The sequence below is a fragment of the Streptomyces lanatus genome (assembly GCF_014655715.1).
GTDB lineage: Bacteria > Actinomycetota > Actinomycetes > Streptomycetales > Streptomycetaceae > Streptomyces > Streptomyces lanatus.
Genome location: NZ_BNBM01000012.1, coordinates 121163 through 136180, shown reverse-complemented (window position 1 = coordinate 136180; position 15018 = coordinate 121163). Strand labels below are relative to the sequence as shown.

Here is a 15018-nt window from a genome sequence, read left to right as displayed (position 1 = left end):
GCCCGACCCCGCGCCGTCGCCAAGTCCCCCCAACGGCGCCGTGACGATGGACTCCCAGACCTCACAGTCATCCCAGGCACCTCAGCCATCCCAGTCACCTCATACGTTCCAGGTCGACCTGCGCGGTCTGGTGGACCTGCTCTCCCACCATCTCTACTCCAGTCCGAAGGTCTACCTGCGCGAGCTGCTGCAGAACGCCGTCGACGCCATCACCGCCAGACGTGCCGAGGACCCGGACGCGCCCGCGATCGTGCGGCTGTACGCCGTCGAAGGCACCCTGCGGGTCGAGGACTCCGGGGTCGGGCTGACCGAGGCGGATGTGCACGACCTCCTCGCGACCATCGGGCGCAGCTCCAAGCGGGCCGAGGGGCTGCAGGAGGCCCGGTCCGACTTCCTGGGGCAGTTCGGCATCGGTCTGCTGGCCTGTTTCGTGGTCGCCGAGCGGATCCGGGTGGTGAGCCGCAGCGCCCGTACGCCGGACGCGGCACCCGTGGAGTGGACGGCCACGGACGACGGTTCGTACACCGTGCGCACGCTGCCGCACGACGCCAGGACCGAACCCGGGACCACCGTGCACCTGGTGGCGCGGGCCGGTGCCGGCGAGTGGCTGGCCGAGGACCGGGTGCTGGCGCTGGCGCGGGACTTCGGCTCGCTGCTGCCGTACGACGTCCGGGTCGGCGGCGAGGCGGTCACCGACCTTCCGGCGCCCTGGGACCGCTCGTACCCCTCCCCCGCCACCCGGAGGGTGGCCCTGGCCCGGCACTGTCACGAGCTGTTCGGCTTCACACCGCTGGACTCGATCGAGCTGGACGTGCCGCTCGCGGGGATCCGGGGTGTGGCGTACGTCCTTCCGGCCTCGGTCAGTCCGGCCCAGCGGGCGTCCCACCGCGTCCACCTCAAGGGCATGCTGCTGACCGAGCGGGCCGAACAGCTGCTGCCCGACTGGGCGTTCTTCGTGCGGTGCGTGCTGGACACGGACAGCCTGAGGCCCACGGCGTCGCGCGAGTCGCTGTACGAGGACGAGACGCTGGCGGCCGTAAGGGAGGCGCTCGGCGAAAGGATTCGGTCGTGGCTGACCGGGCTCGCCGCCGGTGATCCGGAGCGGCTGGCCGCCTTCCTGTCCGTGCATCACCTGGGTGTGAAGTCCCTGGCGCGGCACGACAAGGAGATGCTGCGCACGATGCTGCCGTGGCTGCCGTTCGAGACGTCGGACGGGCGGCTGTCCTTGGAGGAGTTCGCGCAGCGGCACGCGGTGGTGCACTTCACGCGGACCGTGGAGGAGTACCGGCAGGTCGCGCCGATCGCGTCCGCGCAGGGCGTCGGGGTGATCAACGGCGGTTACACGTACGACAGCGAGCTGGTCGAGGCGCTGCCGTCGGTGCGGCCCGGGACGGTCGTCGCCGAGCTGGACGCGGACACCGTGACCGCGCACCTGGACGCCGTGGACGCGGCCGAGGAGCTGGCCCTGTCGGGCTTCCTGGCGGCCGCGCGGGCGAAGCTCGACCCGCTGGGCTGCGATGTCGTCCTGCGGGCCTTCCATCCGCTGTCGGTGCCCGCGCTGCACCTGGACGACCGGGCGGCCCGGCACGAGCAGGCCCGCGCGGACGCCGAGGAGCAGGCCGACGATCTGTGGGCGGGCATCCTGGGCTCGCTGCGCGGCAGCGCCCCACGCGCGCGACTCGTCCTCAACCACCTCAACCCGCTGATCCGGCGGATCGGTTCGCTGGGCGATCCGGAGCTGATCGGCACCGCCGTCGAGTCCCTCTACGGCCAGGCCCTGCTGATGGCGCAGCGCCCGCTCAGGCCCGCCGACTCGGCGCTGCTGAACCGGTCCTTCATCGGCTTGCTGGAGTGGGCCACGAACGGCGAGGGAGGCCTCCGATGAGCGAGATCACCGACTTCGACGCGCTGCGCCGGGCGATGGCGGAGAACGGCGAGGAGCCGGAGGGTCCCGCCCGCAACGCGCGCGCGGAGCAGCTGCTCGCCGAGGCCGAGAAGCTGAACATCCCGCTGGCCGTGATCGAGGCGCTCGGGCACCAGCTGAAGGTCTACAACTACAGCTCCGAGAAGGCCAAGATGTTCGTCCCCTTCGCGCGTCTGCTGCGCATGTGGGACGAGCGGCCCGAGGACTTCGACGAGTACGAGGTGCACTCGCTGCACTGGGTCTTCAAGTGGATGTCGTCCGGCATGCTCGACCAGCCGCACGTCTCGCTGGCCTCGATCGAGAAGTGGCTCGGCGAGATGGAGCACCGCTACCGGCTCGCCGGGCACTCCGAACGGGCGGTGCGCAGCGCCGAGTTCAGTGTGGCCGCGCATGTCGGGGACGTGGCGCGGGCGGAGCGGGCGTACGGCGCCTGGCTGGCGGCCGACCGGGACACGATGGCCGACTGCCACGCGTGCGAGCTGCACGGGCAGGGCTGGTGGCAGGCGGAGCGCGGCGAGGATGCCGAGGCGCTGCGGCTGTGGGGGCCGGTCCTGGCGGGCGAGTTCACCTGCGCCCACGAGCCGCACACGGTCCTGGCGTCGTCCCTGGCGCCGCTGCTGCGCCTGGGCCGCGTGGACGAGGCCCGCGCCAACCATCTGCGCGGTTTCCGGCTCGTACGGCCGATGGAGAGCATGCGGGGCGCCTACGCGGACCATGTGGAGTTCTGCGTGCTGACCGGCAACGAGGCGCGCGGCCTGGAGCTGCTCGCGGAACGCCCCGCCTACTTCACGGACGACGGGCATCCGCGCAGCAAGCTGGAGTTCATGACGGTGGTGGCCCTGCTGATGGACCGCCTGGACGCGCTGGGGATGGGCGATCAGCAGGTGCCGGGACCCGCCGACCGCACCTGGGCCGCGCGCGAACTCGCCCTCCACGCGCGCGAGGAGGCCCTCGCCATGGCCGCACGCTTCGACGAGCGCAACGGCACGGGGCACATCAGCGAGCGGGCACGCGCGCGTATGGCGCAGGAGCCGTTGGTGGAGCGGCTGCCCCTGGGTGTGCGTACGGCATCGCGGCCCGCGCGGGCCGTGCCGAACCCCCCGGAGGCCGCCCAGCCCGAGCTCCCCGCCCTGATCGCCCGGGCCCGGCGTCTGTCGGACGCCCTCCAGCCCAACGCCGTGGAGGCCTGGGCGGCCGTGTCCCGCGCCGCCGAGGGCGTGGAGCTGGACGCCCTCGACCGCGCGGAGATCGCCGACCACCGGGCGATGGACCTGGGCCCCGAGGGCATCCCCCTGTTCGAGGAGGCCGCTGGGCTGTACGCGGAGGCGGGCGACCCCGGGGAGGCGCTGGCGGCACGCGCGCGTGGAGCGTACGTACGGGCACTGAGCGGCGAGGTCTCCGAGGCCCTGGCGACGATCGCCGGCCTGTACGACCGGGTGCTCGCGCTGTACGCCGACGACGGCACGGGCGTGCGGCAGACGGCGGCCGTGCTGATGAGCCGGGCGCGGATCCTGATGCGGCGGGTGCACGAGGCGACGGCCGCCGTGCCGGAGAACTCTGCTCCGCAGGCCGTCGTGACCGATGCCGAGTCCGCCGCCCGTGAGGTGCTCGCGCTCGTCGACGGACAGGCCGGGGACGACGTACGGCTGGCCTCGCGGATCGCGGAGGCGCAGGCCATGCTCGCGGAGCTGGCGGCGCTCTCGGGGAACGTGGAGGGGGCGGCGGAGCTGTTCGCGCGGGCCTCGGCGGCGTTCGTCGGGGCGGGGCTGCCGTGGTTCGCGGTGGAGTACGAGGCCCGCCTCGCCGGGCTCGCGCACCATCTCGGCGACACCGCGGAGGCCGAGCGGGCGCTGCGGGCGGCCCTGGAGCACGGCGGACCGCACCTGGAGGCCACCGGTCGGGCCCAGCTGCACCTTCAGCTGGCCGAGGTGGTCGGCGGCCGGGGACTGTCCGAGGAGGCCGCCGAGCACGCCCTGGAGGCGGCGCACTGGGCCGACGAGGCGGGCGAGAGCCGCACGCTGGGCGCCTGGGCGCGGCAGCAGCTGGGCGGGTTCCTGCTGCGGCAGGGGCGGTTCGCCGAGGCCGCGGAGGTGCTGGAGTCGGCGCTGCCCGACCTGAGCGCCGAGACGCACGGGGACGGGGCGGTCGTACAGACGCAGTGGTGGCTCGGCGACTGTCTGAGCGAGCTGGGCGAGCACCGCGCGGCGGCCGAACGCCGGTTGCAGGCGGCCGAGATCGCCCGCCACTGGCCCGAGCAGCACGACCACGCCACGCTCGCCCACCTCGCCGCCGAGTCCCTCGGCCAGGCGGGGCTGCACGCCGAGGCCGATCAGGCGTACGCGCGCGCGGGCACGCTGTGGCGCTCCGTCGGCAATGTGCACGGTCTGGTCCGCTCGCTGCGGGCACGCGCGTGGCTGGCGCTGCGCGAGGACGACCCGGAGTTCGGGGCGTCCGAACTGATGGAGAGCGCTGTCGCGGAGTGCCGGGCGGCGCTGCACGCGGCCGACGACGAGGAGGCACGCGTGCGGATCGTCGCCGAACTCGCCCACACCCACCGGCAGTTCAGCGACCTCCTCGCGCGGTCCGCCGCGGAGGACGCCGAGGACGACTCGATCCGGGGCGTGCTGGAGGAGGCCCTGTCCCAGGTGACGCAGGCCGTCGCGGTGTTCGCCGGCCTCGGCGACGACGCCCTGCACGGCCGCACCGGCGCCGAACTCGCCGCGGGCTGGCTGGAGGCCGACCTGAGCCGCCCGGCCGAGGCTGCGGCACGCGCGCGTGCGGTGCTGGCGGCGTACGAGGGTGCCGAGGACGACGACGAGACGGCACTGGAGCGGCGGGCGGAGGCGGAGCAGATGCTTCAGGTGGTGGAGGAGGCCGGGGACTGAAAGCCCGCTCACTCCACGCCGATGAGCAGCAAGGCCCCTTGCCGTCCGCCCCGGTACACCACGGTGTCGACGGCGAGATAGGCCTCACGCACGCGTGCTTCGAGGTGCTCGGCGATCGTCTCGGGTGCCTCGTCGCCGAGGACGAGGGTGACGAGTTCACCGCCGGCCGAGAGCATGCGGTCGAGGACGGTCGCGGCGGTGACGGTGACATCGGTGCCGATCACGGCCACATCGCCGTCGATGAGGCCGAGGACGTCGCCGGCCTGGCAGATGCCTGCCATGGTCCAGGACTGGCGTTCGGCGACGGCGACCTCGGCGTAGCGGGTGGCGCCTGCCGCCGAGGTCATCGAGACGACGTCCTCGTCGAAGCGCCGCTCCGGCTCGTGCACGGCGAGCGCCGCGATGCCCTGGACGGCGGAGCGGGTGGGGATCAGCGCGACGCGGATGCCCTCGGTGCGGGCCTGCTCGGCCGCCGCGGCGGCGGTGTGGCGCAGTTCGGCGTCGTTGGGCAGCAGCACGACCTCGCGCGCGTGGGCCCGCCGTACGGCCTCCACCAGCTCCCCGCTGGCGGGCGGCTCCCCGGGGCGGGCGAGGACGGTGGTCGCGCCGGCCTCGCCGTACAGCCCGGCCAGACCCTCGCCGGGCACGACGGCGACGACGGCCCGCTGGACCCGCTCCCGGGGCAGCCGCTCGCCGGTGGTGTGCGCGTCGCCGGCCCCGAAGTGGGTGATCCGGATCCGGTACGGCCGCCCGGCCTCGACGCCGGCCTCCACGGCGGCCCCGGCGTCGTCGACGTGCACATGGACGTTCCACAGTCCGTCGCCGCCGACGATCACGAGCGAGTCCCCGAGGCCGTCGAGCCGCTCCCGCAGCCGGGCCACGGCCGCGTCGTCGGCCTCCAGGAGGTAGATCACCTCGAAGGCGGGGCCGCCCGTCTCCAGGACGTCGGCGCATTCCTCGGCCTCGGTCTCCACGCGCGCGTACGCCCCGGAGACCACCGGCACCGCCTCTCCCGTGAACGTCTCCACCAGCGCCCCCAGCACCGCCAGCAGCCCCCGCCCCCCGGCGTCGACCACCCCGGCCCGCTCCAGGACCGCCAGCTGCCCCGGGGTCGCGGCGAGCGCCGCACGCGCCCCCTCGTAGGCCGCTCTCGCGACCGCCCCGCAGTCGTCGTCCCCAGCGTCGTGGGCCGCGTCGGCCGCGGCCGAGGCGACCGTGAGGACCGTGCCCTCGACGGGGTGGGCCACGGCCAGCCGGGCGGAATCGGCGGCCCGGCGCAGGGCGAGGCGAAGACCGGGACCGTCGGTGTGAGCCGTCTCACCATCGGCGGCGAGCACCTGGGCCATGCCCCGCAGCAGCTGGGCGAGGATGGTCCCGGAGTTCCCCCGCGCGCCTATGAGAGCGCCGTGCGCCATGGCGCGGGCGGCGTCCGCGAGGGTGGGCTTGCCCACGTCGTACGCGGTGAAGACGGCCTCGACCGCCGCGACCGCCGATTCCACGGTCAGATACAGGTTCGTGCCGGTGTCGCCGTCGGCCACGGGGTAGACGTTGATCGCGTCGATCTCCTCGCGCGCGCGGCCGAGCGACTCCAGCGCGAGGCCGCACCAGGTGCGCACCGCGAGAGCATCGAAGAATGTCTGCGGCACCTGCGCCACCTGCGCCTCCTTGAACGGCCGAACGTGGCACGCAGCGTAGACCCAGGGCCGGTGGGCACCGGAAGAGGGCCGGGAGCGGGCCCCTGATCAGCCATGGTAGTTTCGTTTCACTGGCGCGGTCGTTGTATGCTGCTCCGGTTGCCCGATGAAAATCGGGCCGTCCCCTGGCAACGCCACTCAGATCTCTGATCGTAGATCTCGATCCCGGCCTGCCGGGATTATCCGTAAGAGCATCTGAAGTCTTTGGAGTGACCCGTGGCTGCCAACTGCGACGTCTGCGGCAAGGGGCCGGGCTTCGGCAACAACATCTCGCACTCGCACCGCCGTACGTCCCGTCGCTGGAACCCGAACATCCAGCGCGTCCGTACCGTGGTCGGCGGGACGCCGAAGCGCGTGAACGCCTGCACCTCGTGCATCAAGGCCGGCAAGGTCTCGCGCTGACGCCCACAGCTGAGCGCGCGGCCACTGCTGGTTCGCTGCATCAGCCGGTCCACCTCAGGGTGGGCCGGCTTTTTGCTGTGCTCCCGGGGCGCTCTCAGGGCGTCCTGAAGCGCCATCCATGATCCACCGGGCCGATCCCCGCACCGAGCGCGAATCCGGCCCTGATCGCCCCGGTGACGTACTCCTTGGCGGCCGTCACCGCCTCCGGCACCGGCAGTCCCTTCGCGAGCCCTGAGGCGATCGCGGAGGCGAGCGTGCACCCGGTGCCGTGCGTGTGCCGGTTGTCGTACCGGGGCGCCCGCAGCCAGTGCTCGACCGAGCCGTCCGTCAGCAGATCCACGGCGTCGCCGGGCAGATGACCGCCCTTGATCAGCACCCAGCGCGGCCCGTACGCCAGCACCGCCGCCGCGGCCCGCGCGAGGTCGCCCTCGGTCTCGACCTGGACGCCGGTGAGCTGGGCCACCTCGTCGAGGTTCGGCGTGGCCACGGTCGCCACCGGCAGCAGCTTCGTACGCACCGAGTCCAGCGCGGAGGCGGCGAGCAGTGCGTCGCCGTGCTTGGAGACGCCCACCGGGTCGACGACCGCCGGGGCGTCGGTGCCGCCGATCAACTCGGCCACCGTCTCGACGAGTTCCGCCGACGCCAGCATGCCCGTCTTGACCGCCTGGACGCCGATGTCGTCGACGACGCTGCGGTACTGCGCCCGCACCGCCTCCACCGGCAGCTCCCAGGCGCCTTGGACGCCAAGGGAGTTCTGGGCAGTGACGGCGGTGATCACACTCATGCCGTGCACGCCGAGCGCCAGCATGGTCTTCAGGTCGGCCTGGATGCCCGCGCCGCCGCCGGAGTCGGAGCCGGCCACTGTGAGGACGCGCGGGATCATGACTCGATGTCCCCGCCGAAGTGGTCCCAGCCGCCCTTCTTGGTCCACGGCGCCCCGTCCACCGTGACCTGGGGCAGCGCCGAGGGGTTGAGGACCTCGCCGATGACCTTCCAGCGGGCCGGAAGCTTCACGTCGGGCGGGAAGGTCGCCACGATCGCGTGGTCCTCTCCCCCGGTCAGCACCCACTGCATGGGGTCGACGCCGACGGCCTGACCGATGTCGTTCATCTGTGTCGGGATGTCGATCGCGCCCGAGCGGATGTCGATACGGACCTTGCTGGCCTCGGCGATGTGCCCGAGGTCGGCGATCAGTCCGTCGCTCACGTCGCACATCGCGGTCGCGCCCAGCCCGGCCGCGGCCGGTCCCGCGTGATACGGCGGCTCCGGGCGCCGATGGGCCTCCACGAAGGCGCGCGGTGAGCGGAATCCCCGGGCGAGCACGGCGTATCCGGCGGCGGACCAGCCGAGCCAGCCGGTCACCGCGACGAGGTCGCCGGGCTGTGCGCCGGCCCGTGTCACGGGTTCCTGGTTGCGCAGATCGCCGAGTGCGGTGATCGACACCATGATGGTGTCGCCCCGTACGACATCCCCGCCGACCACGGAGGCACCCGCGACCTGGCACTCGTCGCGCAGCCCGTCCATCAGCTCGCTGGGCCAGGTGACGGGGAGTTCGGCCGGCACGACCAGGCCGAGCAGCAGCGCGGTCGGCACGGCCCCCATGGCGGCGATGTCCGCGAGGTTCTGCGCGGCGGCCTTGCGGCCGACGTCGTAGGCCGTGGACCAGTCGCGGCGGAAGTGCCGTCCCTCCAGCAGGATGTCGGTGCTGGCGACCACCCTGCGGTCGGGCGCGGCCACCACCGCGGCGTCGTCGCCCGGACCGACCCGGACCGCCGGGGTGGTGGTGAGACGGGAGGTGAGCTCCCTGATGAGCCCGAACTCCCCGAGCTCACCAACAGTGCCCTTCATTGCCCTTACGCCCCTTCTGTCCCTGTCCGCACCCGGTCGCGCGTCCCTGCGGTGCTCGCTACGGTCGAGATGTACGTCAACCTCTGTCCCGCGTACGCCGCGGCGCGGGCACCTCGGCCACCGGGGGTCTCCCCGTGACGTGCGGCGACGCGATACCGTGGCGTTCCTTTTCCCCACATGATCCTCGTGGCCGCCCTGGAGGTTCCGTGGTACAGGCGTACATCCTGATCCAGACGGACGTCGGCAAGGCGTCGACCGTCGCCGAGACGATCAGCAAACTCCCTGGAGTGATCCAGGCCGAGGACGTCACCGGACCGTACGACGTCATCGTGCGCGCCCAGGCCGACACAGTCGATGACCTGGGTCGCATGGTGGTCGCGAAAGTCCAGCAAGTGGACGGCATCACCCGCACCCTGACCTGCCCGGTCGTTCATCTGTAGCCCCCGTCTACCCTTGGCCGGTGAACTCTTTCCGTCACCGGCGCATTTCTGTTCTCGGGTTGCCCGCGCTCGTCCTGCTGATCACCGCGGCGGGCTGCTCATCAGCAGACGGCAGTGCGTCGGCGGCGGTTCCCAGCCCGGGTGCGAAGACCGCGAAGCTGTGCCAGAACCTCGACAAAGTACTGCCGGCCAAGGTGGACGGTGCCGACCGTGAGGATCCCTCGCCCGCGTCCACACTGACCGCGGGCTGGGGAGACCCGGCGATCATACTGCGGTGCGGTGTCGTACGGCCGACCAAGATGAGCGACCCCAAGGTGGCCGAGGGCAGGGACGACGACGCGGTGGCCGGTGGCGTGAACGGCGTCAGATGGCTGATGGAGCAGCAGTCGGACGGGAGCTACCGGTTCACCACCGCGCTCCGCCGCGCGTACGTCGAGGTCAGGGTGCCGGAGGGCCGGGACACCTCGAGTGTGCTGATCGATCTGGCGTCGGCCGTCAAGAAGGCGATCCCCGAGGGGATCGCCGACTGAACGGCTCCTACCTGAGGCCGGTGGAGCGCCTGAGCGCCGCCTGGATCAGCCGGTCCACCAGGTCCGGGTAGCTGATCCCGCTGGCCTGCCACATCTGCGGGTACATCGAGATCGGCGTGAAGCCGGGCATGGTGTTGATCTCGTTGATCACGAACTCCCCGTCCTCGGTGAGGAAGAAGTCCGCGCGCACCAGTCCCTCGCAGGAGGCCGCCTCGAAGGCGTCCACGGCCAGGCGCCGCACCTCGGCCGTCTCTTCGGGCGTCAGCGGCGCCGGGACGATGCCGGGCGTGGAGTCGATGTACTTGGCCTCGAAGTCGTAGTACGCGTGCGTGTCCGGCGGCGGGATCTCCGCCGGTACGGAGGCCCGCGGGCCGTCCTCGAACTCCAGCACCCCGCACTCGATCTCCCGGCCGCGCAGGGCCGCCTCGACGAGGATCTTCGGGTCGTGCCGCTGGGCCTCGGCGATGGCGTCGTCCAGCCCTGACAGGTCCTCGACCTTGGTGATGCCGATCGACGAACCCGCGCGCGCGGGCTTCACGAAGAGCGGCCAGCCGTGGTCGCCGGCGAGGTCGATGATCTTCTTACGGGCGGCGGACTCGTCCTGCTCCCACTCGCGCGGCCGGATCACCACGTACGGGCCCACCTTGAGCCCGAAGGAGGTGAACACCCGCTTCATGTACTCCTTGTCCTGGCCGACGGCCGAGGCGAGCACGCCCGAGCCGACGTAGGGCACCCCGGAGAGCTCCAGCAGGCCCTGGAGGGTGCCGTCCTCGCCGTACGGCCCGTGCAGCACCGGGAAGACCACGTCGATCTCGCCGAGCGCCTTGGGCACCGATCCGGGCTCGGCGTAGACGACTTCGCGGTTCGCGGGGTCGACGGGGAGCACCACGCCGCCCTCGCTGGAGTCGGCCAGCTGCTCGACGTTGGGCGTACGGCGCTCGGTGATCGCCATGCGTTCCGGATCGTCGGCGGTGAGCACCCAGCGGCCGCTCTGCGTGATGCCGATCGGCAGGACGTCGTACTTCGTCCGGTCGATCGCGCGCAGTACGGCGCCGGCGGTGACCATGGAGATCCCGTGCTCGGAACTGCGGCCGCCGAACACGACGGCCACACGCGGCTTGCGCTGCGGCTGGTCTGGGCTCTGGGGGAGGTTCTCGGTGCTCATATCGCGTTGAGCGTACCCGCCCGTAGGGTCCGAGTCAGCGTCCGGAGGGTGGCGTTCCCGGGGCGTCGCTCACCGTCGCTCGGGCTTGGCGCTGCGCGACATCAACTCCTTGAGGGCGACGACCGGCGGCTTGCCCTCGTGCACGATGTCGACGACCGTCTCGGTGATCGGCATCTCGACGCCGTGCCGACGGGCCAGATCCGCCACCGACTCGCAGGACTTGACGCCCTCGGCGGTCTGCTTGGTGACCGCGATGGTCTCCTGGAGGGTCATGCCCTTGCCGAGGTTGGTGCCGAAGGTGTGGTTCCGGGACAGCGGCGAGGAGCAGGTGGCCACCAGGTCGCCGAGGCCGGCCAGGCCGGAGAAGGTCAGTGGGTCGGCGCCCAGCGCGACCCCGAGGCGGGTCGTCTCGGCGAGGCCGCGGGTGATGAGCGAGCCCTTGGCATTGTCGCCGAGACCCATGCCGTCCGCGATGCCGACGGCGAGGCCGATGACGTTCTTCACGGCGCCGCCCAGTTCGCAGCCCACCACGTCGGTGTTGGTGTAGGGCCGGAAGTACGGTGTGTGGCAGGCGGCCTGGAGGCGCTGGGCCACGGACTCGTCGGTGCAGGCCACCACGGCCGCGGCGGGCATGCGGGAGGCGATCTCACGGGCCAGGTTGGGGCCGGTGACGACGGCGATGCGGTCGTGGCCGACCTTGGCCACGTCCTCGATGACCTCGCTCATGCGCATGGTGGTGCCGAGTTCGACGCCCTTCATCAGGGACACCAGGACGGTGCCCGGCGCCAGCATCGGGGTCCACTCGGCGAGGTTGGCGCGCAGCGTCTGGGAGGGGACGGACAGCACCGTGAAGTCGGCGCCCGCCATGGCCTCGGCGGGGTCGGTGGTGGCCCGCATGCCCTGCGGGAGCTCGACGCCGGGGAAGTAGTCGGGGTTCGTGCGGGTCGAGTTGATGGCGTCGGCGACCTCGGGGCGGCGCGCCCACAGGGTGACCTCGCAACCGGCGTCGGCCAGCACGATGCCGAAGGCCGTGCCCCACGAACCGGCACTCAGGACTGCCGCCTTGACCGGCTTGCTCACGTGCCCTGCCCCTCTTCCTGCTCGGCCTTCGCCTGCCCGTTGTTCTGCGCGGCCGTCCTGCGGCGCTGCTCGATGCGCTCCTGGCGCGGGTCGTACGTCGTCCCGGGCGCCTTCTCGCCGCGGATCTCCTCCAGCAGGCGGGTGATGGCGGCCATGATGACCTCGGTCGCCTCCTTGAGGAGGTCCGGGGTCATCTCCTTGTCGTAGAAGCCCGCCAGGTCCACGGGCGGTCCCGCGAGCACGTGGTGCGTCTTGCGCGGAAGGAGGTTGAGCTTCTTGGCGTAGGGCGGCAGCAGTTCGTTGGCGCCCCACTGCGCCACGGGGATCACCGGGCACTTGGTCTGCAGGGCCACGCGTGCGGCACCGGTCTTGCCGGTCATGGGCCACTGGTCGGGGTCCCGGGTGATGGTGCCCTCCGGGTAGAAGGCGACGCATTCGCCGCGTTCCACGGCGTCGATCGCGGCGCGGAAGGCGCTCAGCGCGTCCGTGGTCTCCCGGTAGACGGGGATCTGCCCGGTGCCGCGCATCGCGGCGCCGACGAATCCCTTCTTGAAAAGGCCGCTCTTCGCGAGGAATCGCGGAACCCGGCCGGTGTTGTACTGAAAGTGCGCGTAAGCGAAGGGATCGATGTGCGAATTGTGGTTCACCGCGGTGATAAATCCGCCCTCGGCCGGAATGTGCTCCATTCCACGCCAGTCCCGCTTGATCAGAACCACCAGCGGTGGTTTGCAGATCACCGCGGCGAAGCGGTACCAGAAGCCGATTCTGCGGCGGGGCACGCGTGCACCTTCCTCTAGGGAGCAAACGACGTCGGGCCTGGGGGCCGCACAAGTGTCGCCCCAGGCCGCCGGTCTGTCGAGAACACCGTACGCCCGCCCGTCTCCCACCCCCACCCTTGTACGAGCTTCGCACCCCTCCCCGGCCGCGACCGCCAGATGGCCCTGGTGACGGCTGAGTGACAATGACCGCGACTAGAGAGGGACGGAACACCGGTGCAGTGGACCTTGGTCGTACCCCTGAAGCCCTTGGCTCAGGCGAAGAGCAGGCTTTCGGACACCGCGGCGGACGCATTGCGTCCGGGCCTGGCGCTCGCCTTCGCCCTGGACACCGTGGCCGCGGCGCTGGCCTGTCCCGCGGTGAAGGATGTGGCAGTCGTCACGGACGACGCCCTGGCCGGCCTCGAGCTGGGCGCACTTGGCGCGCACATCGTCCCCGACGAGCCTGGCGGCGGCCTCAACGCCGCGCTGGCGCACGCGGCGGCGGTCGTACGCATGTCCCGACCCGAAACCCCGGTCGCCGCCCTCAACGCCGATCTTCCGGCGCTGCGCCCGCTGGAATTGGCCCGGGTCCTGGATGCTGCGGCGGAATTCCCGCGTGCATTTCTTCCCGATGCGGCGGAGATCGGCACGACTCTGCTGGCCGCTTCCCCCGGATATGAATTGCTGCCCGCATTCGGCGAGGATTCCCGGGCCCGGCACCGTGCCTCGGGTGCGGTGGAACTCGGCCTCGACGACGTGGACTCCGTACGCCAGGACGTGGACACCGGCGACGATCTACGGGCCGCGCTGGCTCTGGGCGTGGGCCCGCGTACAGCGGCGGCAGCGGCACGCCTGCTGATCGAGGAACCGTAGCGGCCACGCCCTTCAGGGGCGCGGGACTGTGTCGATATACGGCTCCGCCGCGTGGGCGCGAACGGCCCCACGGCGCCGCACCCGGCACACAACCCGTCGTAGGCTGACGACCATGCAGGCCACCTCGTACACCTACGACGCCGAAACCCGCACCGGCAGCGTCCTCCTGGACGACGGCACCCCCGTCCCCTTCGACGCCGCCGCGTTCGACGCGGGCGCGCTGCGGCTGCTGCGCCCCGGGCAGCGGGTCCGTATCGAGACGGAGGGCGAGGGCGAGAGCCTGCGCATCACCCTGGTGACCTTGCAGACCCTCTGAGAACACGCCGCGGGCCGGACTCCCCGAGGAGTCCGGCCCGGCGCGTGAGTGCCCCTGTGCGGTTGGCCTACCTGCTGCGCGCGGTCCTCTTGGTGGCAGCCTTGCGAGCCGTCGACTTCTTGGCGGGCGCCTTCTTGGCGGTCGCCTTCTTCGCGGGGGCCTTCTTGGCCGTCGCCTTCTTGGCGGTGGTCTTCTTCGCCGCGGTCGTCTTCTTGGCGGCGGCCGTGGTCTTCTTGGCCGTCGTCTTCTTCGCCGTGGTCTTCTTGGCGGCGGCCGTGGTCTTCTTGGCCGTCGTCTTCTTCGCGGTCGTCTTCTTCGCGGCCGCCTTGGTGGCCTTCTTCGCGGCGGCCTTCTTCACCGTCGCCGCGGCACCACCGGTCAGGCTGCCCTTGGGCGCCTTCTTGACGGCGACCTCGCCGCCCCGCGGGAGCTTCTTCGAGCCGCTCACCAGGTCCTTGAAGCCCTGACCCGCGCGGAAGCGCGGAACGGAGGTCTTCTTGACCCGAACCCGCTCGCCGGTCTGAGGGTTACGGGCGTACCGCGCGGGGCGGTCGACCTTCTCGAACGAACCGAAGCCGGTGACGGAGACCCGCTCACCCGAGACGACCGCGCGGACGATCGCGTCCAGTACGTGGTCGACAGCGTCGGCGGCCTGCTGGCGGCCGCCCATCTTGTCGGCAATCGCTTCTACGAGCTGCGCCTTGTTCACGTCTTCCCCTTCGGAGACATCGCCAGAACGAAAGTGTTCAAGCTTTTTCGCACGTTAGGCAGATATATACCGCAAATCAAACACGAAACGGGCTAATCACCCTTGTGCCGCAACAGACTCGACTGTCTCGAAGGTGTTCTCAGCGTTCCTCTTCGGGGAATCGCCCCGCGTCGAGGTCCGCGATGAACCGCTCCAGACGCCTTGTCGCTTCGGCGACGTCGTGTTTGGCCGCGGCCGTAATGACCAGCAGCTTCCGGGTCAGCGCCATCCGTACGCCCTCCGGGACTTGCAGTGCGCGCACCCTTGTGTGCGCTTCCTTCAGTTGGTCCGCGACTGCCGCATAGAGCTCGAGTTGGCCGTCGTGTTCCATGCACAGATTGTGCCATCTGGGGCG

At 71.6% G+C, this 15018-nt stretch carries 15 protein-coding genes; 7 read left to right on the top strand and 8 right to left on the bottom strand.

The genetic code is table 11. The features are described 5' to 3' along the window. The first annotated feature begins 46 nt into the window (after positions 1-46). Both IE325_RS28670 and IE325_RS28665 read left to right on the top strand, forming a co-directional pair. Positions 47-1885 carry an HSP90 family protein gene (locus IE325_RS28670; protein WP_190072983.1) on the top strand — a complete coding sequence of 613 codons (1839 nt, stop codon included), beginning with the start codon at positions 47-49 and terminating at the stop codon, positions 1883-1885. Next, complete coding sequence (locus IE325_RS28665) at positions 1882-4809, top strand: methyl-accepting chemotaxis protein (RefSeq protein WP_190072982.1); 2928 nt, start codon at positions 1882-1884, stop codon at positions 4807-4809. Before IE325_RS28670 ends, IE325_RS28665 begins: the two co-directional genes overlap by 4 nt. 8 nt (positions 4810-4817) lie before the next feature. Here the strand turns inward: IE325_RS28665 and fakA are convergent, their stop codons facing one another. Then, positions 4818-6464, bottom strand: coding sequence for a DAK2 domain-containing protein (gene fakA, locus IE325_RS28660; RefSeq protein WP_190072981.1), 1647 nt, complete (start codon positions 6462-6464; stop codon positions 4818-4820). A 255-nt stretch (positions 6465-6719) separates the two neighbouring features. Here fakA and rpmB point away from each other — a divergent pair, with 255 nt between their 5' ends. Beyond that, on the top strand, positions 6720-6905 hold the full coding sequence (gene rpmB, locus IE325_RS28655) for a 50S ribosomal protein L28 (protein ID WP_003993230.1): 186 nt from the start codon (positions 6720-6722) through the stop codon (positions 6903-6905). A gap of 94 nt (positions 6906-6999) precedes the next feature. On the opposite strand, the gene thiD is transcribed toward rpmB, so the two are convergent. Together thiD and IE325_RS28645 are read right to left on the bottom strand one after the other, a co-directional pair. Further along, the gene (gene thiD / locus IE325_RS28650) at positions 7000-7788 is read right to left on the bottom strand and encodes a bifunctional hydroxymethylpyrimidine kinase/phosphomethylpyrimidine kinase (protein ID WP_190072980.1); all 789 of its coding nucleotides are present in this window, start codon (positions 7786-7788) and stop codon (positions 7000-7002) included. Continuing rightward, complete coding sequence (locus IE325_RS28645) at positions 7785-8753, bottom strand: thiamine-phosphate kinase (RefSeq protein WP_093910064.1); 969 nt, start codon at positions 8751-8753, stop codon at positions 7785-7787. The genes thiD and IE325_RS28645 overlap by 4 nt, the downstream gene beginning before the upstream one ends. Positions 8754-8959: 206 nt before the next feature. On the opposite strand from IE325_RS28645, the gene IE325_RS28640 reads away from it, so the two are divergent. Together IE325_RS28640 and IE325_RS28635 are read left to right on the top strand one after the other, a co-directional pair. Next, entirely contained in the window at positions 8960-9193 is a 234-nt protein-coding gene (locus IE325_RS28640) for an Lrp/AsnC family transcriptional regulator (RefSeq protein ID WP_190072979.1), read from the top strand. 20 nt (positions 9194-9213) lie between these two features. Next, entirely contained in the window at positions 9214-9723 is a 510-nt protein-coding gene (locus IE325_RS28635; RefSeq protein ID WP_190072978.1) for a DUF3515 domain-containing protein, read from the top strand. A gap of 7 nt (positions 9724-9730) precedes the next feature. On the opposite strand, the gene IE325_RS28630 is transcribed toward IE325_RS28635, so the two are convergent. From IE325_RS28630 to IE325_RS28620, 3 genes are all read right to left on the bottom strand, one after another. Next, complete coding sequence (locus IE325_RS28630; RefSeq protein ID WP_190072977.1) at positions 9731-10888, bottom strand: D-alanine--D-alanine ligase family protein; 1158 nt, start codon at positions 10886-10888, stop codon at positions 9731-9733. A 69-nt stretch (positions 10889-10957) separates the two neighbouring features. Continuing rightward, positions 10958-11968, bottom strand: a complete 1011-nt coding sequence (locus IE325_RS28625; RefSeq protein ID WP_190072976.1) for an NAD(P)H-dependent glycerol-3-phosphate dehydrogenase — start codon at positions 11966-11968, stop codon at positions 10958-10960. After that, the gene (locus IE325_RS28620; RefSeq protein WP_190072975.1) at positions 11965-12747 is read right to left on the bottom strand and encodes a lysophospholipid acyltransferase family protein; all 783 of its coding nucleotides are present in this window, start codon (positions 12745-12747) and stop codon (positions 11965-11967) included. Before IE325_RS28620 ends, IE325_RS28625 begins: the two co-directional genes overlap by 4 nt. 213 nt (positions 12748-12960) lie before the next feature. Between IE325_RS28620 and cofC the strand changes: the two genes are divergently transcribed. Both cofC and IE325_RS28610 read left to right on the top strand, forming a co-directional pair. Continuing rightward, complete coding sequence (gene cofC, locus IE325_RS28615; protein WP_190072974.1) at positions 12961-13599, top strand: 2-phospho-L-lactate guanylyltransferase; 639 nt, start codon at positions 12961-12963, stop codon at positions 13597-13599. Between the two features lie 112 nt (positions 13600-13711). Next, entirely contained in the window at positions 13712-13915 is a 204-nt protein-coding gene (locus IE325_RS28610; RefSeq protein WP_190072973.1) for a hypothetical protein, read from the top strand. Positions 13916-13982: 67 nt separating this feature from the next. Here the strand turns inward: IE325_RS28610 and IE325_RS28605 are convergent, their stop codons facing one another. Continuing rightward, positions 13983-14624, bottom strand: a complete 642-nt coding sequence (locus tag IE325_RS28605) for an HU family DNA-binding protein (protein WP_190072972.1) — start codon at positions 14622-14624, stop codon at positions 13983-13985. Between the two features lie 139 nt (positions 14625-14763). Continuing rightward, the gene (locus IE325_RS28600; protein ID WP_093910159.1) at positions 14764-14994 is read right to left on the bottom strand and encodes an SCO5555 family protein; all 231 of its coding nucleotides are present in this window, start codon (positions 14992-14994) and stop codon (positions 14764-14766) included. Between the last annotated feature and the right edge of the window lie 24 nt (positions 14995-15018).